Below are 22,956 nucleotides of genomic sequence, written 5' to 3'. Positions count from 1 at the left end.
GCGGCTCGAGCCCGACTCATGGCAGTGCGCCTATTGCGATTGATAGAACAGCAGGGTCGTGCACGAGGCCGAAGTGATGGGTGGTGTTTCCGGCGTCCACATCCTGAACGATCACCGTCTCCGCTGCGCTGACCTCGGCGGACCGGGGAGGAACCACGAGCCCATCGGTGTCGGAGACGATGTCGGTGTATCGAACGCCCTCGGTGCGCAGGCCATCCGCCTCGAGCGCAGTCAGAAAGTCGGACCCGGCAATCAACTGTCGGCAACCACCGCAGACGGGATCGATCACGGGCTTCTCGAGCGCGAGCACCGCGTCGTACGTCCCGAGTTCTCGGCTGATGGTCTCGATCTCGTTCAACCCGCCGATGTTCGTGCCACGCCACATCGGACCGATCGTGACGAGTGACCGCACCGGAGTGTCGACAGCGCGCTGCAAGTAGTACTGCACCGCGAGCGCGCCTGCTCCGTGCGCGATCACGTCGATATCTCGGCCCCGATAGTCGGCCAGATGAGCGCCGATCTCGTGTGCGCTCTGCTCGAGCGGTGCGAGGCCGGCGACGTTGTCCCACGCGAGGGTTGCCGGCGTGTCGCCGTAAGCGATTGCTTCGACGCAACGATCCGATTCCTGCAGTTGCGCTCGTAGGTCGCGCCACTGCTCGGTGCTGCCGGCCATGTCGTGCACGAGCACGACGGTGCCGCGGCAGTCCTGTGTGCTCGGCAACGCAGCGACCGGTTGAACGGCGGTGAATTGCAGCAGCGACGCTGCGGCCAGAGCTAGATAAATCCTCATAGTTTCCCCGTTCGCTTCCGTGGACGTTCTCCGTACCATACAGTGCGGTATTGACCGATGGTGATCACAGCGGAGGGACGATCCATGCGACGAAAGACCGATCAGCAAGCGCTGATCCGCAGGAGAACGCTCCTACAGGGGCTCGGAGTCGGCGGACTGGCGGCAACCGTCGGTGTCCTGTCGCCGGCCAGTTCGTTCGGCGGCCCGGGATCGGTCGCGGATATCGACAGCCCGCTGCTGTTCCATTCGCCGAAGCTCACTCCGTTCGTGGACCAGCTACCGCGGTTGCCCATCCTCACCGGCACGGACATCACACTGACGGCGAATTCGACGACGCATTCCTTCCATCGCGATCTGCCGCCGTCCAAGGCGTTGGCCTACTCAGGGGCCGACTATCTCGGGCCGACGATCGAGGCGAGAAGCGGAATCGAGACGACCTTCGCGCTCACCAACGAGATGGGGGCGCATCCCCTCGGCAAAGACATGGACATGACCCTGCACGGGATGCAGGAAGACTATCGTCGGCATCCACCTACCGTCATGCATCTACACGGCGGTGTCACTCCCGCCGACAGCGACGGCCATCCCGAGCAGATGATCAGTCCCGGACAAACTGTCACGCATCGGTTCCCGCAGCGCCAAGAGGCCGCCCACATGTGGTATCACGACCATGCAATGGGCTTCACCCGACTCAACGTCTATGCCGGACTGGCCGGGATGTACTTTCTCCGTGACGAATTCGACACGGGCAGAATCGACAACCCGCTCGGGCTGCCCGCCGGAAACTTCGAACTGCCGCTGGTGCTACAAGAGAAGATATTCGAGTCCACTGGACAACAGAGCGTACGTTCGACGGCCATCGTCCCGGAAGGCTCGTGGGAAGGCGGAGCAGTCGGCGACGTCGGCGTCGTCAACGGCAAGATATGGCCGCAGATGTCGGTCTCACGCGGGCTCTATCGCTTCAGAGTCATCAATGCCGGTTCTTACAGCGTGTGGAACCTGCATTTCTCGAACGGCATGCAGTTCTTCGTCATCGGGAATGACGGTGGATTGCTCGACGCGCCGGTGGCTGCCACACATATACGACTCGCGCCTGCCGAAAGATACGACATACTGGTCGATTTCGCGACGCTGGCGGAGGGGGAGAGCGTAGAACTTCGCAACGACGAGGCTCCGCCGTTCCAAGCTGCCGTCATCGGCGCTGTCACGATGCCGTTGTTCTGCCGCTTCGTGGCCGACGGCTCGACTCCATCCGGCGCGCGTGTTCCGAGGACGCTGCGCGGGCCTGCCGGCCCACTTCCGCTTCCCCCGATCGCGACGCCGACGGTATTCCGCGACGTCACCGTCAGTCAGCCATACATCCTGCGGAATCCGCCATCCATCATGACGCTCAACAATCTGAAGTTCTCCTCCGACGATATCGAGAAGCCTCGGCAGGGCACTGTCGAGCAGTGGAACATCATCAACATCACCCCCGATCCGCATCCGATTCACATACACCTCGTGCACTTTCGAATTCTCGGAAGACAGGCGCTTCGGACCGTCGACTATCAGCTCGCACACCCCCAGCCGCCGGTCGGAACGCGCTGGACGCCCAGCGCCGAGGGGTTCGTCACCGGCCCCCTGGTGCCACCGGAGCCGTGGGAATCCGGTTGGAAGGACACCGTTCGTATCGACGGAGGTACCGTCACTCGCATCGTTGTCAGGTTCCCTACGGCCGAGGAACTGGGATTCGATCCGGACGAACCGTTCTCTGCCATGGCGCACATCACCGGTGATGCCCGAACCGGTCAGCCCGGCGCCGCTGCGCATGGCGGGGGAGCGGGGCACGGCGGGGAAGCGGGAGCGCACGCGCACAAGGATTTACAGGGCTATGTCTGGCACTGTCATCTGCTCGATCATGAGGACCACGACATGATGCTGAAGTACCGGGTGGTGCAGTGAACACCACTCTGGATCGAGCGACGAGATCGGTGGGTGAATTCTACGCTCTTGCAATGGATTCGGCATCTGCGCTTCGTCGGCCTTTTCAGTGGCGAGAGTTTCTCGAGCAATGCTGGTTCATCGCGCGTGTGTCGTTGCTGCCGACCGTGCTGATGTCCGTACCGTTCACCGTTCTCGTGGTCTTCACGTTGAACTCGTTGCTGGGAGAGATCGGTGCAAGTGATCTATCGGGTGCGGGAGCAGGTTTGGGCGCCGTCACGCAGATCGGGCCGCTGGTGACTGTCCTCGTCGTAGCAGGTGCCGGTGCCACTGCAATCACAGCTGACCTGGGCTCACGAACAATTCGCGAGGAGGTCGACGCGATGCGAGTGCTCGGTATCGACCCAGTTCAGCGCTTGGTGCTTCCGCGTGTACTGGCTTCGACTGTGGTGGCGGCGCTACTCAACGGAGCCGTCTGCGCCATCGGGCTCATCGGTGGATTCTTCTTCTCCGTCTATTTGCAGAACGTTACCGCCGGTGCGTACGCGTCGGGTATCACCCTCCTGGTCGGATTGCCCGAGTTGCTCCTCTCCGAGGTCAAAGCAGCCCTGTTCGGAATGATCGCGGGACTGATCGCGTGCTATCGAGGACTTGCCGTCGTCGGCGGACCGAGGAGTGTGGGCGAGGCGGTGAACGAAACCGTGGTCTTCTCGTTCGTGGCACTGTTTCTGGTCAACATGCTTCTCACCTCCGTCGGTGTGGCATTGAGTGGCAACTGACATGCTTGACTCCACCCGCGCTCGGGTTCGTCGCCGCACCGCCGCGCTGCTTGGCACCGTCGACTCCGTCGGTGAACTGTCGATATTCGTCGTTCGCGCGCTAGGCTCCACCGTTCGTGCCGCCCGGCTCTATCGCAAGGAGACGCTGCGCCTGATAGCCGAGATCGGGATGGGCACTGGAGCTTTGGCGCTCATCGGCGGTAGCGTCGTCATTCTCGGTTTTCTCACTCTCTTCGCCGGTGCAACGGTCGCAGTTCAGGGCTTCGACTCGCTCGGCAATATCGGAGTCGAAGCGCTCACCGGGTTTCTCGCCTCCTACGTCAATATTCGGGTGGTATCACCGGTGACTGCAGGCGTGGGACTGGCGGCAACGATCGGCGCAGGCACCACTGCACAGTTGGGTGCCATGCGGATCAGCGAGGAGATCGATGCGCTCGAAGTGATGGCCATCAGGTCCATTCCCTATCTGGTTGGTACCCGCATTCTGGCCGGAATCATCGTCGTCATCCCGCTCTATGCACTTGCCGTCGCCACCTCGTTCCTTGCGAGTCGGATAGCGACGGTGACGATTCTGGGACAGTCCCCGGGAGTGTACGACCACTACTTCTCGACGTTCCTCATCCCCTCGGATGTCTTGTGGTCGTTCTTGCAGGCCATTCTGATGGCGATCGTGGTGATGTCGATTCACACGTACTACGGATACTTCGCCACCGGGGGACCGTCCGGGGTGGGCATCGCCACTGGTCGGGCGGTTCGGCTGTCCTTGATCAGCGTGGTGTCGGTAACGCTGCTGATATCGCTTGCGCTGTACGGCAGCGCCCGACAACTTCATCTGGCGGGGTGAGCCGAGCATGAAGAAACTCGCGGCACTTGCGCTGCTACTGGTTCTCGCTGCATCGGTTTTCGGTGCGTATTCGAGTTTCCGCGGCTTGGGCGCCGGCTTCGTGGCAGTCGGAATCGCGACGGACCGCGCCGGGTTGTCGATGAATCCAGGAGCGATGGTCAAGATGAACGGCGTCGAAGTCGGGCGTGTGGCTACTGTCTCTTCCACGGAATCGGGTGCCGTCCTCGAACTCCGGCTGACGCCCGACGCAGCCGCGTCCGTGCCATCGGATGTGCGAGCCGACATCGTGAGCACCACAGTGTTCGGCGCAAAGTTCGTCACACTCTCAGCGCCCGTGGGCCCGGTACTGGAACCGATTCGGGACGGTGCAGTCATCACCGCGGACAACGTGACAGTAGAGACGAACACGGTGTTCGAGTCGCTCACCTCGGTACTCGGGGCGGTCGAACCACACAAGCTCGAGTCGACGCTTGGATCGCTGTCGACGGCGCTTCGAGGTCGCGGCGAGGTCATCGGAGGGTCGATCGACGATTCGGCCGAAGTCTTGGCAGCGCTGGCGCCGCGCGTGAGCGCCATGCAAGACGACATCACTGCGACAGCCGACACAGCGGAAATCTACGCGCAGGCTGCTCCAGACCTGTTGAGCACACTCGAGAATCTCACCACCACCGCAGACACCATTTCGTCCACGAGCGAGGTGTTGGATCGGCTGCTGGCCGGGTTGACCGTGCTCGGCGGCGAGGCAGACGCTGTTCTCGCGGAGAACGAGCACGGGATAGAGACCGTTCTCGACCTCCTACGACCGACGACCTCGCTACTGGCCGAGTACTCACCCGGACTGACCTGCTTCATCCAGGGCGTCGACGTCGCACGTGGACTCGCCGAACCGGTCTCCGGCGGAAACGGACGATCCATGTTGTTGAACTCCACATTCCTGCTGGGAACCGCTCCCTACACCTACGAGGAGAACCTCCCGGTGGTCGCTGCCACGGGCGGACCCCGGTGCGGTGCACTGCCGCAACTGAACCTCGGCGACGTACCGGCACCCTACGTCGTCGCCGAGACAGGCGGGAACGACTTCGACGGCGGTACGACGGCACCGTCCATCGCACCGGACTCCATCCTCGAATTTCTGGTGGGGGGTGGGCCGCGGTGAACCGAATGTCTTTGCCGCAGCTTGCCTTCAGGCTGACGGTATTCACCTCGTCGATGCTGCTGGTGCTCGCCGGATTGACAGTCGTTCTAGGACAGTTCAGATTCGAGGACTACACGAACTACGAAGCGAGGTTCGTGAACGTATCCGGCTTGACGACAGGCGAGATGGTCAGGGTTGCCGGCGTCGAGGTGGGCAAGGTGACCGACGTTCGTATTCAGCCCGATTCGACAGTTCTGGTCGATATCGACGTCGACGCCGACTACACCGTCACAACCTCGACATCGGCTACGATTCGCTACCTCAACCTCGTCGGTGACCGCTATCTGGAGTTGAGCAGTGACGCCGTAGGGACGCAGATCCAAGCAGGCGGAATGATCGATGTCGACCGCACCTCTCCCGCCCTCGATCTGGATCTGTTGGTGGGCAGCTTCAAGCCATTGTTCCGGGCACTCGACCCGGAACAGGTCAACAATCTGTCTGCAGACCTGATTGCGATGTTGCAGGGGCAGGGCGGCACCGTCGAGTCGATATTGATCAGAACTGCGTCGTTGACCTCGACTATCGCGGACCGGGATCTCTTGGTGGGATCAGTGGTGGAGAACTTGAACACGGTCCTGGAATCCGTATCCGGGCAACGCGAGCAGTTCGGTGTGGCTCTCGATCGTGCACAGGGGCTGGCAAGTGGACTCGCTCGCGACAGCTCGGAGTGGGGCACGGCGCTCGAGCGAATCGACACCTCTGCCGCCACGATCACCGAACTATTGGCGGAGACTCGGGATCCTCTTTCCGGGACGATCGCCGAATTGGGACGAACTGCAGCGCAATTGGACGAGGGCAAGGACACCATCGACAGCGTCGCGTCACGGCTTCCCGATGCCTATGCCGCGCTCGCGCGTCTCGGATCCTACGGCGGCTTCTTCAACTACTACCTGTGTGGCTTGAACATCAAGCTCACAGGCCTCGATGGTGAACCGTTCTCGACGCCGTTCTTCGGCCAGACCACGGGAAGGTGCGCAGCGCGATGAGAAGTGGATACAGGGAACGGGATCACCGACGGATCGCCGTGATCGGTACTGCCGTGATCCTTAGCGTCGTACTTGCTTCGATGGGGATCCGTTCCCTACCGATTGTTGCTGGTGGCGCCTCGTACAACGCCCTGTTCGTCGACGCGGGCGGTTTGAAGACGGGCGATCGAGTGGTCGTTTCCGGTGTCGCACTCGGCTCGGTGTCCACAATCGCCATCTCGGGCGCGGCAGTGAAAGTGAACTTCACCATCGAATCGCCGATGCGACTCGGTCTGGAAACGACCGCGCAGATTGCAACTGCCACAGTGTTGGGAGCAAAGGAACTGCGGGTGGTCCCTCGGGGTGACGGGTCGATGGCGGGCGGTGACACGATCGGGATCGATCGAACGCTCGCTCCCTACGATCTGACCGATGCGCTCGGCGATTTCGCCACCACGAGCGATGACATCGATACCGACCAGCTCGCCGACTCCATGCGTGTTCTGTCGGAGACCTTGTCCGATACCCCCGACGACCTGGGTGCGACGCTGGACGGCGTCGCACGTCTGTCTGAAACGGTTGCCTCCCGTGATCGCTCGTTACGCGAACTTCTGGACAATTCCAACACCGTGACCGCAGTTCTCGCCGAGCGAAGCGAACAAGTGAATGCGCTGGTTCTCGACTCCAATTCGATTCTCTTGGAACTCCTCTCGCGTCAACAGACGCTGGATCAGCTCTTTCGAAATATCGACGCGCTCGCGGTGGAGCTGACCGGCCTCGTGGACGACAACCAGGCCGAGATAGGACCCACGTTGGACCACTTGAATTCCGTACTTGCAGTGTTGATCGAGAACAGGGACGACATTGCGCTTGCAATCGAACGCCTCGGTCCCTATGTGACCCAACTCGGTGAGGCCGTAGCCAGCGGACCGTTCTTCAGTTCGTACATTCAGAACTTGATCCCGGGCCAGATAATCGAACCATTCGTCAGCGGCGCGCTCGAGGCAACTCGATGACCGGCGCGGCAACGAGGAACTCGACGAGAAGGCTCTGGAACGGTTGGGGACTGACGCTCGCCGCAGTGGGTGTGCTTGCGGTGGCGTCCTACATCGTGGTCCCGATGGCAACCACTACTACCGTGCAGGCCGATTTCGTCAACACCACAGGCTTGTACGAGGGAGACGACGTTCGCGTCATGGGTGTGCGGGTGGGGTCTGTGGAATCCATCGAACCTGCGGGAGATCACAGCGTAGTGACGTTGTCCGTGGACAAAGGACAACCGGTGCCGGCTGATGCGAACGCATTGATCGTCTCCCCGTCGCTCGTCTCTGCCCGGTTCGTTCAGCTAGCTCCGGCGTACACGGGCGGGGAGAAACTGGCACAGGGAGCGAGTATTCCGATGGCACGAACCGCCGTGCCGGTGGAGTGGGACGAAATAAAGGACCAACTGTCCCAGCTGGCGAAAGCAGTCGGTCCGACGCCGAGCAGTCCGCAGGGGCCGCTGGAGGCATTGGTCGACGTCGGTGCGGCGAACCTCGATGGCGAGGGCGCCTCGCTGCACGAGACGATCACGAATCTGTCCGAGGCGATGGACACCATCGCAGACGGTGAGGGCGATCTGTTCGCGGTGATACGCAACCTGCAGATCTTCGTTACCGCACTGTCGCAGAGTGGGCAGCAGATCGTCACCTTCAACGACCGGATGGCCACCGTGACGGACATATTGAACGGCAACTCCGATGACATGGCGTCGGCGTTGGACAGTCTCGACTTCGCGCTCGGGCGAGTCGAGCAGTTCGTCCGGGACAATCGGGGGCGTTTGAACACGTCGCTGGATGGCCTGACAACAGTGTCGGCCACACTGGCGCAACAGCGCGATGGAATCGAACAGGTCCTGCACGTGGCTCCGACCGCGTTGGCCAACCTGCAGGGCATCTATCAACCCGCTCACAACTCGGTGGTCTCAGCCCTTGCGCTGAGCAACTTCGCGAATCCGATCAACTTCGTGTGTTCGGCGATCGCCGCAGCCGAGCAGGTCGATGCTCAGGAGGGTTCCCGGTTGTGTGTCGAGTACCTGGGCCCGTTGCTCGAATCGGTGAAGATGGACTATCCGCCGATAGCGACGAACCCGACGCGAGGAGTGGGTGCTCTGCCGGACCAGTTGGTCTACAGCCCGCCGAGTTTGGCAAACCTCATGATCCCCGGAGGATCCCGATGACGCGGTGTATCGCGAAGCGTCGGTGCTCGGGGGTGGCGATACGGCCACTGGTAATTCTCGTGCTCTGCCTCACGCTCACGAGCTGTGGGTGGCGCGGGCTCAACTCTCTACCGCTACCAGGTTCTGCCGGGCGAGGGGAGGGTTCGTACGAGATTCAGATCGAGATGCCGAACGTTACTACGATAGAACCTAATTCGCGCGTTCGTGTCGCCGACGCGACCGTAGGGAGCGTGTCGGACATCGCCTTGCGAAACGAGCATGCGTTGGTGACGGTCGTGCTGGAACCTGAGGTCGAGTTGCCGGCCAACGCGCATGCAAAGATCGGCCAAACATCGCTGCTGGGTTCGACCCATATCGAACTGGCGCCCCCTGTGCTGGAACCGGCGATCGGCACACTGGCGCCGGGGGACACGATCCCGCTCGCGCGGGCCGGCGCCTTCCCGACAACCGAGGAGACGCTGGCGTCGGTGTCGCTCGTACTGAGCGGAGGGGGCCTGGCGCAGATCGGTGACATCACGGACTCACTCGACGCCGCGTTGACCGGCAGGGAGGATGCGGTCCGAACAATCCTGGCTCAACTGGACGAGATTCTGACCGGCCTCGACGATCAGAAGTCCGAGATCGTTCGAGCGATGGCAGGGCTGGACTCCTTGGCTTCCGAAGTGGAACAGCAGAACACGGTGTTGAGCGAGGCCATCGACAGCCTCGCTCCGGCCCTCGTCGTGTTGGACGACAGACGTGCCGATCTCACCGACGCCCTTGTCTCGCTCGGGACGTTGGGTGAGACCGCGAACCGGATAGTGGCGGCAAGCGGCGAGGATCTCGAAGCGAACCTGCGTGATCTCGAACCGGTTCTGGCCTCTCTCGCCAATTCCGGATCTTCGCTGACGGAGTATTCCCGCTACTTGTTCACCTTTCCGTTTCCCATCGACACCTATCAGAACGCGGTGCGTGGTGACTACGCGAACGGCGATGTCACTCTCGATCTTCGGCTGGAGACGCTCGACAATGCCCTGCTGCTCGGTACGCCACTGCAGGGCGCACTGTCGGGTCCGGAGGCGATCATCGGGTCGATGCAGCCCATATCGTTGCCCACGATTCCGTCTCTGCCGGACCTGCTCCTTCCATTCCAGGGAGCGCCGTGAAGCTCACTCGTACGATCCGAATTCAGCTCTGGATATTTTGCTGCGTGGCAGTTCTCGCGACAACGTTCACCGCTGTGCAGTACGCGCAGATACCGCAGAGCATGGGGATCGGCCGCTACACAATTGATGTCGAATTGGCGGACGGTGCAGGGTTGTACCCCAATGCCAACGTCACCTATCGCGGCAGGACCGTCGGACGTGTCGTTTCGCTTGCCAAGACCGATTCCGGCGCCCGAGCGACACTGTCGCTCGAATCCTCGCCGAGGATCTCGTTGGACACCGAGGTCGAGGTGCGAAGTGTGTCGGCAATCGGCGAGCAGTACGTGAACCTGTTGCCGTCGACCACTGTGGGTCCGTACTTGGAGGACGGAGCTATCGTTCCGGTGGAGAGGACATCCCTGACCGACGAGGTGGGTCCGACACTGGATCAGCTCGAACAGACGCTGGCCTCGATCGATCCCGACCGGTTACGCACCGTATTGGACGAGAGTTTCGACGCCCTGGACGGTGCCGGTGGCGAGATGCGCGCGCTCATCGACTCCACCTCGACGATCACTGAATCGGCGGCGCACGCGCGCGTCCCGATGTCGACCCTGGTCGACGAGCTGGGCCCGCTGTTGCAGACGCAGGTAGCCAGCGCGGGTGCGATTGCCCAGTGGTCTCGCTCGATGGCAGAGTTCTCCGCGCAGCTGCATGCCAGCGATCCGCAGATTCGTTCCGTCATGGAGCGAGGAGTGCCCTTCAGTCTCGAGGCCACCGAGCTGTTTCGGGATCTACGTCCGACGCTGCCGATGCTGCTTGCGCACCTCACCAGCGTTGAACAGGCGCTCGCGGTGTACAACCCGTCGATCGAGCAGATCCTCGTGCTGTATCCGCCGTTGATCGCAGCCACGCAGTCGGCGGGTTTACCGAATTCCGACAACCCGGCTCAGAACACGTTCTTCGCCAACCAACTGAACGATCCGCCACCGTGCACGACGGGCTTTCTCCCTGCTGATCAACGACGTTCACCCACCGAACTGGATGTTCCACCTACTCCGCCCGACCTGTACTGCAAGGTGGCGCCCGAGAATCCCGCTGCGATCCGAGGTGCACGGAATCTCCCGTGTGTCGAGTATCCGGGCAAGCGTGCACCTACGGTGCAGCTTTGCCGAGACCCGGCCGGCTATTCGCCTGATTTGCAGAACCTGCTGCTTCCACCCGGATGAGGGGCTGGTTGTTCCAGAAACAGGGTTTCCATACCCTACTGTATGGTACGTTCAATTCGAGATCCGAACTACTCATCCGTGAAGGGATGCAGACGTGACGGCAACGACGGTCGAAGAACACTTCCAACGAATTCCGTACCTACCGCCGAGCGACGGCAGGGCCGAGATGCACTCGGGTCTGTCCCGGCACTATCCGATCCTGCACGGCAATCTTGTTGCGCCGGTGGGATACAGCCGCGACATCGGCGTAGTGATGGCGCACCCCGCGTCGAACTTCCTCTCGCACTTCCTGCTCGACGGCTTCGCTGAAGCGGGCATTCCGATCATGGGAATGAACACCCGATACTCCGCCAACGAAGCAGCCTTGATCATGGAGCGGGCCGCGGAGGATCTGGGAGCGGGAGTTCGATGGATGAAGGAGGAGTTGGGCTTCTCCAAAGTAGTGCTGCTCGGATTCAGTGGCGGTGGTTCGCTGTCGGCGTTCTACCAGTCCGAGGCTGAGTGTCCATCGATAACTCGGACACCTGCCGGTGATCCGGTCGAACTCGGTAGGACTCCGCAGGTACCTGCGGATGGACTGATGTTGGTGGGGGCCCACGCCGGTCGTGCCCACGTCCTGCGGCACTGGATCGACCCCAGTGTCGTGGACGAACTGAACCCGAGCCTGACCGATCCGGGGCTGGATTTGTATGCTCCCGATCGCGTCTTTCCGATGGAGAGGGATCGGCTCGCGCACTATCGGGCTGCGCAGACTGCGCGCATCGAGCGCATCGACGCCTGGGCGTTGGAGCAGCTCGAGCACATGCAGCGCACTGGAGACGCCGATCGAGCGTTCGTTGTCCACCGAACCGTCGCCGACCCGAGGTTTCTCGACCTGTCCCTTGATCCGAGTGATCGCGTGCCGGGCAGCATGTACGGAGATCCGCGAAACGCCAACACCGCTGCAGGAGGTCTGGCCAGGTTCTGCACCGTGCGGAGTTGGCTGAGCACCTGGAGCTCCAATCGCACTGCCGCCGATGCGATCCGCAACCTTCCGAACGTGCAGGTACCCGCCGTCGTCATGTGCCTGATGGGCGACCAGGCCGCATTCCCCAGCGAATCGCGCGCGATGCACGCAGCCTTGCCACCAGAGAGCGAACTCATCGAGATGCCGGAGCTCAACCACTACCTGGTGGACCAGCCGACTGGAGTGGACGCCGTTGTTACTCGGCTACGCCGATGGCTGGTGGAGCAGCACCTCATGGAACCACAGGAGACAGGAGCGCCAGTATGGTGACCGAAATGGCAGCGGCAGCCGAACTCGAATGCCCAACCTCGTTCAAGTACTGGGCGAAGCGAGACGAGCCCGGCGCCAGACGGTTTCGATCGATCGTCAAGAGACTGACAGGAACCGACGCTTTCCCAACCGACACGCAGGCTCGCGCGTTCACCGCCGACCTGTTTGCGGGAGACCCCGTCGCGGAGCGCTATATCGACGAGGTGTTCGACGGCCCCATCGGGAGCAAGCGTGGACGCGAGATGCTCGATCAGGCGCTTGTGCACGGCATCGACGCGGTGGAGGACGCCCCCGAGGCAATGAAGGCACTGTTCGCCGAGTTCGAGGATGTGCCGGATTGGGTGAAGCCCGAACTCGTCGAACAGGGCGCGGCAATCTGGCGGCGATGGGGAACGATGCTGTTCGCTATCGCGGGTACCACGACGCTCGGGATGTACACCGAGGCAGCAGTAGCAACCCCGCTCTCGCTGGCAGGCGGTTACGCCGGTGACAATGCTCTGCGCCGCTTCCTCGAGACCAGCAGATTCTGGATCGACGTATCGGAACAGGGCGCCCTGCTCGAACCTGGCTCCAAGGGGCGCGCAACCGCGATGCGAGTGCGTGTGATGCACGTTTCGGTGCGACGGCGGGTGGAGGGGCAACCGGAGTGGGACACCGAGAAGTGGGGTCTGCCCATCAGTCAGTCCTACATGTTGCTGACCCTCATCGGAGGAAGCGTAGCGCCGGCGCTGGCCCTGTGGACGCTCGGCTACCAGACCTCGAAAAAGGAAATCTACGCACTGATTCACTTTCAGCGCTACATGGGATACCTACTCGGTGTACGCGCCCGGTGGTACCCGGAGACAATTCCAGATGTCCTACGCACACTCGCGATGGTTCTCGTCTCTCGAGCGTTCGACGCCGGCGAGCACGGCGCCGAACTGATCGAGTCGTTTCCGGCAGGATTCGCTCCGCGAGACGGGCATCGGGGACTTCGTCGTCTGCGCGAGATGTACAACTATCGCATCTACTCCGCGTACACAACGCTGTTCATGCCGCCCAGCATCCGCAAGCAATACAACTTGCCGCGGGCCTTTCCGTGGATACTGATTCCCATCGTTCGCTTTCCCTTCATCACCGCTCTCGAACTCGTGCGACGCACTGTCCCCGGTATGAACAAAATCGTGGAAAAGATCAACATGCGTCACCGCGAGAACTGGTACCGGGCTCAAATGGACGGTCGCGAAGCGAAATTCGATGCCACCGGCGCACTTCGGCGCTGATTCACCACTAGGACGAGGTAACTCACATGGCCATGAAAATAGTCGAATCCTGGACCGGTCCCGGTCGAAATGATGCCGACATCCGTCGCACGGAGGTCAAGGACAACGCTGCACACCCGTCGTCCAACAAGTACGCGTTCGAGCATTGGTATTTCGACGCGCACCTCGACAATGGCTACATCGTCGTCGGATTCCTGCAGACGCGGGAACTCGTCCTTCGAAAGCCCGGCGTGGAACTGCATGTCTATTCACCCGACGGGACGCGGCGCGAGATCATCGTCCACTACTCGCCGGAGGAGGCGACCGCCTCGACAACCGAGTGCAACGTCAAAATCGGCAAGAACTATGCGTATGTCGATCACGGTACGGGGGACCTGCCTGTACACCGGGTCTACCTGGCGGAAGGTGATCTGGAGTTCGATCTGACGTTCACCAACGAGGTTCCGACGTGGAAGCCGGGTGGTGGGTACACCTCCTACGGTGATCAGGACTTCTTCGCCTGGGTCGTGGCGGCACCCAAAGCCTCGGTGACCGGGACGGTCCGGATCGGATCGGAAACCTTCGAGGCGAAGGGCCGCGGATACGCCGACCACAACTGGGGAATCGGCGACATGAAGCGACTCATCGACCGGTGGTATTGGGGACGCCTGTACGTAGACGACTTCACACTCGTGTACGCAAACGTGTTGACGCAGAAGAAGTACGGGCGACACGAATCCAGGCCTTTGATGCTCGCCCGAGGAGACGAAGTCGTGCTCAGTACCGGAGACACGACCTTGACAGAGGGCCCGGCAGTGTTCGACGAGGTCGGAAACAGAACGTACCCGTCATGGATTCGCTTGCAGGTCCCCGGAAGTGTGGATTTGAGACTGACGGTTCAGCGAGTCATTCATGCTCACGACTATCTGGCCGATGTTCCCCTTGCCGGTAGCGCGATCCTCAAGCCGGTGTTGAACAGGCTTCTCGGCAGGCCGGGGTACTTTCGGTTCAGTTCGACATTCGACTTGACCGTGACCCGGGAGGGGCGCGCGCATCACAGCACCGGAACGACGCTGCACGAGATGGTCGCGCTCAAATGACCGATACGAAGTACCTCCACGGGTTCGGAAACGAGCACCACAGCGAAGCGATTCCGGGATCGCTGGTGTGGGGACAGAATTCTCCACAGCGTGCCCCGTCGGGCTTGTACGCCGAGCAGATGTCGGCGACCGCATTCACCGAACCACGCGAGGTCAACAGACGTAGCTGGGTCTACCGGATTCGGCCGTCGGCGCAGCACCGCCCCTACCTCAGAATCGGCAACGGCAACATCGCGAGTGCGCCGACCTCTGATGGAGTGACGGACCCGAATCGGCTGCGGTGGGATCCGTTGCCCGAGCCACCCGGGGGAACCGACTTCGTCGACGGCCTCTACACGATGGCCGTCAACGGGAGTGTGCTCGAACGCAACGGCATTGCCATCCACCTGTACCACGCGAATGCATCGATGCGCGATCGCTACTTCTGGGACGCCGACGGTGAATTGGTCGTCGTGCCACAGTTGGGTGGACTTCAGCTGCACACCGAATTCGGAGTAGTAGGAATCGAACCGGGGGAGTTCGCCGTCATCGGACGCGGAATTCGCTTTCGAGTGGAGCTCGGTGGCCCCAACGCTCGCGGGTACGTCTGCGAGAACTACGGGACCCCGATGGAACTGCCCGAACTCGGTCCGATCGGTGCCAACGGGCTGGCCCACGCCCGCGACTTCCTCTATCCCACAGCTGCATACGAGGATGTCGAGCGAACCGTAGAGGTGGTGCAGAAGTTCGGTGGACACCTCTGGGCCACCGAATCGAAGCACTCACCCCTGGATGTGGTGGCCTGGCACGGCACCCACAACGTCTACAAGTACGACACCGCGCGATTCAACGTGATGGGCAGTCTCGGATGGGACCATCCGGATCCGTCGATCATGACGGTGTTGACGTCGAGATCGCCGATTCCCGGGCAGGCAAACGTCGATTTCGCTATCTTCCCGCCCCGGTGGAACGTAGCCGAGCACACGTTCCGTCCGCCCCATTTCCATCGCAACGTGATGTCGGAGTTCATGGGCCTGATCACAGGCGTGCACGACTCCAAGGCAGAGGGATTCGTTCCGGGTGGAGCCAGCCTGCACAACATGTGGGGTGCCCACGGACCCGATCAGGAGACGTTCGACAAGGCTTCCGCAGCTTCACTCCAACCGCAGAAGATCGTGGATTCGCTGGCGTTCATGTTCGAAACTCGGCTACCGCTCACCACGACTTCGCTTGCACATTCCGCCGCGCACCGGCAGAGCGACTACGACTCGTCCTGGTCCGGGCTCGGGAGGCACTTCACAACACGAGGGGATGCATGATGGACACTCGAACACAACCGGTTTCGTACGATCTTCCCGAACCGTTGCTTCGGATCGGGGGTGAATCACAGCCTGCGGCCGAGGGGGCTACGTATACGTCGTACAACCCCTCCACCGAGGAGATCGTCACCGAGTTATCGGCTGCGAGTCCGGCGGATGTCGACCGCGCCGTTGCGGCAGCACGTGCCGCGTTCGAGAACGGCGAGTGGTCGAGGACTCCAGCAGCCGAGCGCGGAAAGATCCTTGTGCGGATCGCCGAGCTCATCGAGCGAGACACGCAGACGCTGGCGGCTCTCGAGGCGGTCGAGATGGGAAAGCTGTTCCACGACTCCGTCAACGGAGACATACCTGCAGCCGCTTCGGTATTTCGCCACTTCGCGGGTTGGGCCGACAAAATCGGCGGGGCGAGCATGGCGTTGCCGGACTTCGGACCACAGCGGCGATTCGGCTTCACGATGCGTCAGCCATTGGGCGTTGTCGCCGCGATCACGCCGTGGAACAATCCAGCGCTGATCACAGCCTGGAAGCTTGCGCCCGCGTTGGCCGCGGGAAACACAATCGTCCTCAAGCCGGCCGAGGACGCCTCGCTCTCGACGTTGAAGCTCGTCGAACTGTTCGCCGAAGCCGGACTCCCCGACGGCGTGGTGAACGTCGTCACCGGCATCGGTTCGATTGCCGGTGCGGCGTTGGCGGCGCACCCTGATGTCGACAAAGTCACTTTCACAGGTAGTCCGGCAGTGGGGCAGACGATCCCAACACACGTCGGCGGGAAATTCCGCAAGATCGTGTTGGAGCTCGGGGGCAAATCGCCTCAGCTGATTTTCGACGACGCGGATCTGGCAAGTGCAATGCCGTGGATTGCGATGGGCAACTTCTATCACCAGGGTCAGGTGTGCGCGGCAGGCACTCGCGTGCTCGTGCACCGTTCGATCGTCGACGAGGTGGTCGACGGTCTCGTCGAGGCCGCTGAAGCAGCGAACATCGGGGATCCTTTCGACGAGAGTTCCACCATGGGCACCATCGTCAACAAGAAGCAGCTCGATCGTATCGGGGGATACATCGAATCCGGCAAACGCGAGGGCGCCACATTGATCACTGGGGGCAACTTCGTCGGAGATCGCGGGTACTTCGTACAGCCGACAGTGTTCATGGGACACAACGACCTCACCATCGCCCGCGAGGAGATTTTCGGGCCGGTGGCCACTGTGATTCCGTTCGACACGGAACAGGAGGCGGTCGCCCTGGCAAACGACACGCGGTACGGGTTGAACGCGATGGTCTACACCTCCGACCTCTCTCGTACCCACCGGGTCATCGCTGATCTGAAGGTCGGCACGGTCTGGGTCAACGGCTGGGGCGTACCCGAACCGCAGCTGCCCTGGGGAGGGAGAGACGCCAGCGGAATCGGTCGAGAGCTTGGCTTCGCCGGCGTCGAAGCCGACACCGAGGAAAAGACCGTTCACATCGGTTTCTGACGGACGTTTCTGTCGATACTCCGCTGTGGCGCTCGGGTGAGGGGTCGAGCGCCACAGCGGTATTGGAGTTCTCACCCGATACGCGCGGGTGTACCGATGTGGAATCCCTGCACGTAGTCGACCCCGGCAGCGAGCACCGCGGAATGCTCCGCAGCGTTCTCGATACCCTCGGCGACGACGGTGGCACCGATGCGATGTCCGAACGAGGTCAACGTGGTCACCGCAGCGTGTTTGTGCGGTTGCAGATCGCATTTGTGCACCAGCGAGTAATCGATCTTGATCATGGACGGCTCGAGCTCGATGATGTGCCGCAGCGTGGAATACCCTGCGCCGACGTCGTCGATGGCGATCTCGATGCCGTGAGATCGCAACGCTTGCATCGATGCTCGTAGCGCGTCGTAATCACCGACGAGGTCGTACTCGGTGATCTCGAGCAGTATCCGTCGTCGATCTGCCAGTGGCGCAAGTACCGACGTGATGTCGAAGCTCCGGATGGTTGCGGCGGAGAGGTTGAGGGTGAGGAAGCACCCGTCGGACAGTGCTGGTTCATGGGCCGCCGCGCGGCCGACCGCCGCCAACTCCAGCGCCTCGCCGACCCCCGCGCGCGCGGCACGCCTGAACCACTGCACCGGAGGGCCGAGACCTCGCGGGAAGCGAGAGAGCGCCTCGTATCCGGCGACGTGCAACCCATCGGCATGGCAGATGGGTTGGAATGCTGTATCCGGTCCGCCGCCTGCGATGAGATCGGTGATCCGCGCACGGTCGTCCGCGAGGATGTCATGCTCCTCGGTACCGACCACCTCGGCACGGACAGGGGAGCTCCCCAGCCCCTTGTTTCGATACATCGCCAGGTCCGCCACGGCAATGAGTTGTCGAACGACGGAGCTCGGTCGATCACCGGCACCGATGACTCTGCTGGCGAAGCCGGTACTGGCGGTGAACGGCGTACCTTGGGCGGCGCGATCGAGCACAGCCGCGATGTGGCCATGATCGGCATCGATGTCGTCGCCGAAGTGGACGACGGCGAACTCGTCGCCGCCGAGGCGAGCCGCCTCGGAGTTGGGCACTGCTGTCGCGAGGCGGTCGGCGACGTCGAGCAGGACGCCGTCACCCGCGGAATGCCCGAGCGAGTCGTTGATGGCCTTGAAGGCGTCGATGTCGACCACCGTGACCCCTATTCGACTACCGAGGTCCGAGGAGGCGTCGTCGACGGCATCGAACAGGCCCCGCCGGTTCCACAGCCCCGTCAGCGGATCGCGCTGGGCCCGTTCGGCCTGTCGCCGCAGATAGTCGATGTAGAGCAACAGGAACCCGGGCGTGGACAGCAGTGCGATGTTGATGATGAAGCGGGCGACTACTATCCAGGTGTCCGACCCCTCGACGATGGCGAGCCCGCCCAACACGACGGTAAGCCCGACCGCCGCAAACAGGTGGGCCGCCATGACTCGCCGCGAGGTCGCCACGACGCAGAACAGGGCGATGACCAGGAACAGGGCACACCCCGGTAGAGCAGTCATGCTGGACTCGAACGACAGAAGAACAGCTGCCACACCGACATCGGCGTACACGACGAATGCGACAGCCGCGACCTTGCCCGGCCACCTCATCCGCAGCCACAGCGCCGCGACTGGAATCGACGTCGCGCTCACTGCGGCGACCACCACGAAACCGGTGTCGGAGAGGTGTCCCGACGGCAGGGTCGACGCACCCGCGACTCCGAAAAGCAGTGTGACCACGGCCAGCAACACGCAATTGATGCGCTCGCGCCTACCGCGAGTGTTGGATGCGCCCTTGGCCTGTGCGGTATGTCTCTGGTAGCTGGTCACGGAACCTGAAATCCCCGGAAGGTGACGTGCTTGCGCGTGCGAAATCCCAGTCGCTCGTAGAGGGCGATCGCGGCGGTGTTCGTCTCGGTCGCATGCAGGAACGGACGTTCACCGCGCGCATGAATTCCCCTGACGAGTTCGGTCACCAGGAGTGCTGCGTAGCCCCGACCACGTGACTCGGGCACCGTGCACACGGCGCTGATCTCCGCCCACCCCGGCGGCCGAAGCCGTTCCCCAGCCATCGCGACCAGCTCGCCGTTGTCGCGGACACCGAGGTAGGTGCCGAGTTCGTGGGTGCGCGGACCGAACGGGCCGGGCGAGGTTCGGCGCACCAACTCGAGCATCTCCGGCACGTCCTCGGCGCCGAGTTCGATCGACACACCCGCTACGCTCTGCGGTGGTTCGGGGGGACCGATCATCTGTCGGCCCTCGACCTCGAACACCTGCTCCCAACCGGAAGGTGGTGTTGCGGTGGAGCTGAACATGTCTGCGAATCCGCCGGGCCCGAGCAACTCGGCCAGCTCGTTCCAGCGCTCACCGTGTTCCGAACCGGGTTCCAGTGCAACGAACGTCGCGACGCCCGGTTGATACGTCATGGCACTGCCGACGCGTCGGGAAAGGTGGGCGTGCGCTCCCCGGAGAGCGTTGCCGACCGGATCGTCGAGTGCTGTGATGTGGTGCTTCACCATCGCAGTATGCAGTCAGGCCCACTCTGTGGTGGCCTGCAGTACCGCTTCCTGCAGTGCATCGGTCCGGTACGAGGTGACCTCCTGGTACTCGGGATCGGCGACCATGTCACTGAACGCCTTCCGCGACGGGTACTTCACGAGCAGAACCGCATCCCAGTCCTGCCCGGCCTCCGCGACGAGCACCGTGGAGCCGTCCCCGGCGTAGAGCACCTCCGCGCCGTAGCGGGGAAGGAAGGTCTCGTTCAATGCCTGGGCATAGCGCGCGTACTGCTCACGCCCGCCTTCGGCGAAGCGCAGCAGATTCAGCATCACCACTGGTCCTTCGGTGTCCTCTTCGAGGTAGCGTTTGAGGTCTCTGCCGCGGGGATCGATAGCCATCTTCGTAGTATGGCAAACCGCGCGGCCGTGCCTGCGGCGATCTCGCGATCGGGCGTCGGAATGGTCGCCGCCGATACAGCTGCCGCCAGCAGTCCGATTGCTCCCAGCACGAGGTAGGCGCCCGAGTAGCTTCCGGTCCAGTCGGCAAGCACGGCCCCAGCCCACGGTGCGCATGCCATCGACACGATGATGGGTGCGGAGACGATGCCGTTCAGTCGGCCGTAAGCGGCCGGTCCCCACCGGTCGGTTACGGCGGTCGCTTGCACCAGGGTCAACAGCCCTCGTGCCAATCCTGCACCCACAGCAATCAACAGCAGCGCGAGCAAGGATGTGACGATTCCAAGGACAAGGGTGGTGATCGCCGCTGCCGCGATGACCCACACCGTTCGCGCTCGGGTCTCGGTGAATCGCTGCAGCGGTAGATAGCCGATCCGGCCCACGACTTGGCCGAGTCCACCGAGGCCCAGGCAGACCGCAGCGAAGGCCGAATCGGCCCCATGCTCGAGCGCGAGCGGCACGATATTGAACACGCCCGCGAATGCTACGAATGCGGTGAGGCTCAGAGCGACGGTGAGAGCGATGAACGGCCGGGTGCGAATCGTTCGGTCGACGGAAGCGTGATTGGTCGAGACCGTGTCATGCCCGAGGGCAGGCCAGCGACCGTGCAGGCCGATGAGATGAGCTGGAACAGTGACGACGAGAAGCACTCCGGCCAGCACCAGATAGGTTTCACGCCAACCGAATCGGTCCAGCAGCAGCGCGGCCACAGGAGCGAATACCGTGCTGGCCAACCCGGCGGCCAGGGTGAGGATCATCAGTGCGCGAACACGGTCCGATCCCCACCACCGGGTCAGTGCCGCGAATGCCGGCGGATACAGAACCGCCGCCATAGCGACCCCGGCAATGAACCACCCCGCGCCGAACACCACCAGGCTCTGTGATGTTGCGATGACGACGAGCGCAGGAATTGCAACCACGGATCCCGCCGTCATGACCCATCGGGGACCGTACCGATCGAGCAGCCGTCCGACCGGGATGCCGACCACTGCCGCTACGAGCTGGCCGATCGAGAAGGCGGCCACGATGGAGGTGGTCGACCACCCGGTGTCCGCGGTGATCGCCGGAGAAAGTACGAGGAAGGCGTAGTAGAGAATTCCCCAGCTGGTGACCTCGGTGACGCAGAGAATCGACAATATTCTGCGAGAACCGGGGTGCGGTTTCTCCGGCGACGAGGCGGCAACCTGCTCAGTCACCTCGCGCGGGTGGAGCTCCGAGGCTGATCAACTCTGCGGGCTGTGGTGCACCGCAGCAGCCGCCGCTACCGCCGGCATCGGCATCCGGTTCGTCGAACAGTCCCGCGCCGCCGCAGACTCCGGTGTCCGGCAGAGTCAGCTCGACCTTGCGGGCACCGTCGTGATCGCCGGCGAGTTCCGCAGCGATGCTGCGGACCTGTTCGTATCCGGTCATCGCGAGGAAAGTCGGCGCTCGCCCGTAACTCTTCATCCCGACGACGTAGAGCCCCGGTTCGGGTTGTGTGAGCTCGGCGACGCCGTGCGGGTAGACGGTGCCGCAGGAGTGCATGTTCGGGTCGATCAAGGTGGCCAGGAACCTCGGAGCTTCGAGCGTGGGATCGAGGTCGAGGCGGACCTCGGAAAGCCAGGACAGGTCCGGCCGAAAGCCGGTCAGCGCGACGACGCGGTCGACACCGGAGATTCGGGCGCCGGTGTCCCCGACGAGCACGAGCTGGTCGCCGTGGGCGAGGACCTCCTCGGTGCGGAACCCGGAGACGACCTCGAGGTAGCCGTCGTCGACGGCCTTCTTGGCCCGCATTCCGAGCGCGCCGCGTGCTGCCAGCTCGTCGGATTCCCCGCCGCCGAAGACCGAATCGGTCACGCCTCGTCGGACGGCCCAGGTCAGCTTGGTGCCGGGGTGTTGGGCGGCGAGTTCGGCGAAAGTGATGATCGCGGTGAGAGCGGAGTGACCACTACCGGCGATCACGATGTGGCGTCCGATGAATGCGGATCGAACGTCCTCGTCCGAGAGATCGGGGACCCGGTAGTCGATCTGCTGTGCGGCGGCGCGTTCACCGATGGCCGGTAGGCCTTCGCTGCCCAGGGGATTGGGGCTTCCCCAGGTTCCCGACGCGTCGATGACGGCGCGGGCCAGGATGCGTTCCTCGCTGCCGTCGCTGTGGCGGACGTGGACCGAGAGGGGTTCGGTGTCGCGTCCGGCGTCGACGACGCGATCACGACCGCGTCGAGCGACGCCGACGACCTCGGAGTCGAATCGCACTGAATCGCCGAGTGCGGCAGCCAGTGGCGCGAGATAGCTCTCGACCCATTCGCGACCGGTTGCGTAGCTGTCGCCATCAGGGGCCGTCCACCCGCTCGGCGCGAGCAGTTTTGCCGCGGCGGGGTCAACGACCTCGGACCACGGGGAGAACAAGCGCACGTGATTCCACTGCGCAACTGCCGATCCTGCGCTCGCTCCGCGTTCGAGAACGATGTTCGCGGAACCGGTTTCGGTGAGGTGCGCGGACGCGGCGAGACCGATGGGTCCTGCGCCGACCACAACTACGGGGTATTCGGAGTTCATGTCGAACCCTT

20 protein-coding genes are annotated in these 22,956 nt (G+C 62.8%); 14 read left to right on the top strand and 6 right to left on the bottom strand.

Annotated elements, in window-relative coordinates:
* Positions 1 to 16: 16 nt before the first annotated feature.
* Positions 17 to 790, bottom strand: coding sequence for a triacylglycerol lipase (locus tag KVY23_RS03845; protein WP_230555368.1), 774 nt, complete (start codon positions 788 to 790; stop codon positions 17 to 19).
* 84 nt (positions 791 to 874) lie between these two features.
* Here KVY23_RS03845 and KVY23_RS03840 point away from each other — a divergent pair, with 84 nt between their 5' ends.
* The 14 genes from KVY23_RS03840 (at position 875) to KVY23_RS03775 (ending at position 17,457) form a co-directional block, all read left to right on the top strand.
* Positions 875 to 2,734 (top strand): multicopper oxidase family protein, encoded by a 1,860-nt coding sequence (locus KVY23_RS03840; protein ID WP_230555367.1) that lies wholly within the window; start codon positions 875 to 877, stop codon positions 2,732 to 2,734.
* 53 nt (positions 2,735 to 2,787) lie between these two features.
* Positions 2,788 to 3,492, top strand: coding sequence for an ABC transporter permease (locus tag KVY23_RS03835; RefSeq protein WP_075838289.1), 705 nt, complete (start codon positions 2,788 to 2,790; stop codon positions 3,490 to 3,492).
* Between the two features lies 1 nt (position 3,493).
* On the top strand, positions 3,494 to 4,336 hold the full coding sequence (locus tag KVY23_RS03830) for an ABC transporter permease (protein ID WP_206509556.1): 843 nt from the start codon (positions 3,494 to 3,496) through the stop codon (positions 4,334 to 4,336).
* Between the two features lie 7 nt (positions 4,337 to 4,343).
* Complete coding sequence (locus KVY23_RS03825; RefSeq protein ID WP_230555366.1) at positions 4,344 to 5,492, top strand: MCE family protein; 1,149 nt, start codon at positions 4,344 to 4,346, stop codon at positions 5,490 to 5,492.
* 5 nt (positions 5,493 to 5,497) lie between these two features.
* Positions 5,498 to 6,517, top strand: a complete 1,020-nt coding sequence (locus KVY23_RS03820; protein ID WP_206509558.1) for an MCE family protein — start codon at positions 5,498 to 5,500, stop codon at positions 6,515 to 6,517.
* On the top strand, positions 6,514 to 7,512 hold the full coding sequence (locus KVY23_RS03815; protein WP_268994703.1) for an MCE family protein: 999 nt from the start codon (positions 6,514 to 6,516) through the stop codon (positions 7,510 to 7,512). The genes KVY23_RS03820 and KVY23_RS03815 overlap by 4 nt, the downstream gene beginning before the upstream one ends.
* On the top strand, positions 7,509 to 8,714 hold the full coding sequence (locus KVY23_RS03810; protein ID WP_230555364.1) for an MCE family protein: 1,206 nt from the start codon (positions 7,509 to 7,511) through the stop codon (positions 8,712 to 8,714). Before KVY23_RS03815 ends, KVY23_RS03810 begins: the two co-directional genes overlap by 4 nt.
* Positions 8,711 to 9,859: an MCE family protein gene (locus KVY23_RS03805; protein ID WP_230555363.1), complete on the top strand. Its 1,149-nt coding sequence runs from the start codon at positions 8,711 to 8,713 to the stop codon at positions 9,857 to 9,859. Before KVY23_RS03810 ends, KVY23_RS03805 begins: the two co-directional genes overlap by 4 nt.
* Positions 9,856 to 11,067 (top strand): MCE family protein, encoded by a 1,212-nt coding sequence (locus tag KVY23_RS03800; protein ID WP_294634715.1) that lies wholly within the window; start codon positions 9,856 to 9,858, stop codon positions 11,065 to 11,067. The genes KVY23_RS03805 and KVY23_RS03800 overlap by 4 nt, the downstream gene beginning before the upstream one ends.
* 94 nt (positions 11,068 to 11,161) lie before the next feature.
* Positions 11,162 to 12,343 (top strand): alpha/beta fold hydrolase, encoded by a 1,182-nt coding sequence (locus tag KVY23_RS03795; protein WP_230555361.1) that lies wholly within the window; start codon positions 11,162 to 11,164, stop codon positions 12,341 to 12,343.
* A 5-nt stretch (positions 12,344 to 12,348) separates the two neighbouring features.
* The gene (locus tag KVY23_RS03790; protein WP_230555360.1) at positions 12,349 to 13,605 is read left to right on the top strand and encodes an oxygenase MpaB family protein; all 1,257 of its coding nucleotides are present in this window, start codon (positions 12,349 to 12,351) and stop codon (positions 13,603 to 13,605) included.
* Between the two features lie 26 nt (positions 13,606 to 13,631).
* The gene (locus KVY23_RS03785) at positions 13,632 to 14,684 is read left to right on the top strand and encodes a lipocalin-like domain-containing protein (RefSeq protein ID WP_230555359.1); all 1,053 of its coding nucleotides are present in this window, start codon (positions 13,632 to 13,634) and stop codon (positions 14,682 to 14,684) included.
* The gene (gene hmgA / locus KVY23_RS03780; RefSeq protein WP_230555358.1) at positions 14,681 to 15,982 is read left to right on the top strand and encodes a homogentisate 1,2-dioxygenase; all 1,302 of its coding nucleotides are present in this window, start codon (positions 14,681 to 14,683) and stop codon (positions 15,980 to 15,982) included. Before KVY23_RS03785 ends, hmgA begins: the two co-directional genes overlap by 4 nt.
* Positions 15,982 to 17,457, top strand: a complete 1,476-nt coding sequence (locus KVY23_RS03775) for an aldehyde dehydrogenase family protein (RefSeq protein ID WP_230555503.1) — start codon at positions 15,982 to 15,984, stop codon at positions 17,455 to 17,457. Before hmgA ends, KVY23_RS03775 begins: the two co-directional genes overlap by 1 nt.
* A gap of 71 nt (positions 17,458 to 17,528) precedes the next feature.
* Here KVY23_RS03775 and KVY23_RS03770 read toward each other — a convergent pair whose 3' ends face one another.
* From KVY23_RS03770 to KVY23_RS03750, 5 genes are read right to left on the bottom strand one after another with little or no spacing between them, the layout of a single operon-like run.
* Entirely contained in the window at positions 17,529 to 19,283 is a 1,755-nt protein-coding gene (locus KVY23_RS03770; protein ID WP_230555357.1) for an EAL domain-containing protein, read from the bottom strand.
* Positions 19,280 to 19,972, bottom strand: a complete 693-nt coding sequence (locus KVY23_RS03765; RefSeq protein ID WP_294634719.1) for a GNAT family N-acetyltransferase — start codon at positions 19,970 to 19,972, stop codon at positions 19,280 to 19,282. Before KVY23_RS03765 ends, KVY23_RS03770 begins: the two co-directional genes overlap by 4 nt.
* Before the next feature lie 12 nt (positions 19,973 to 19,984).
* Positions 19,985 to 20,350 carry a DUF1330 domain-containing protein gene (locus KVY23_RS03760; RefSeq protein WP_075838283.1) on the bottom strand — a complete coding sequence of 122 codons (366 nt, stop codon included), beginning with the start codon at positions 20,348 to 20,350 and terminating at the stop codon, positions 19,985 to 19,987.
* Positions 20,281 to 21,603: an MFS transporter gene (locus KVY23_RS03755; protein WP_230555355.1), complete on the bottom strand. Its 1,323-nt coding sequence runs from the start codon at positions 21,601 to 21,603 to the stop codon at positions 20,281 to 20,283. Before KVY23_RS03755 ends, KVY23_RS03760 begins: the two co-directional genes overlap by 70 nt.
* Complete coding sequence (locus tag KVY23_RS03750) at positions 21,596 to 22,945, bottom strand: NAD(P)-binding domain-containing protein (protein ID WP_230555354.1); 1,350 nt, start codon at positions 22,943 to 22,945, stop codon at positions 21,596 to 21,598. Before KVY23_RS03750 ends, KVY23_RS03755 begins: the two co-directional genes overlap by 8 nt.
* Positions 22,946 to 22,956: the final 11 nt, after the last annotated feature.

The organism is Rhodococcus sp. I2R (assembly GCF_020889545.1).
Classification (GTDB): Bacteria; Actinomycetota; Actinomycetes; order Mycobacteriales; family Mycobacteriaceae; genus Rhodococcoides.
The sequence above is the reverse complement of the archived record's forward strand: the minus strand, read 5'-3'. Positions and strand labels throughout refer to the sequence as shown.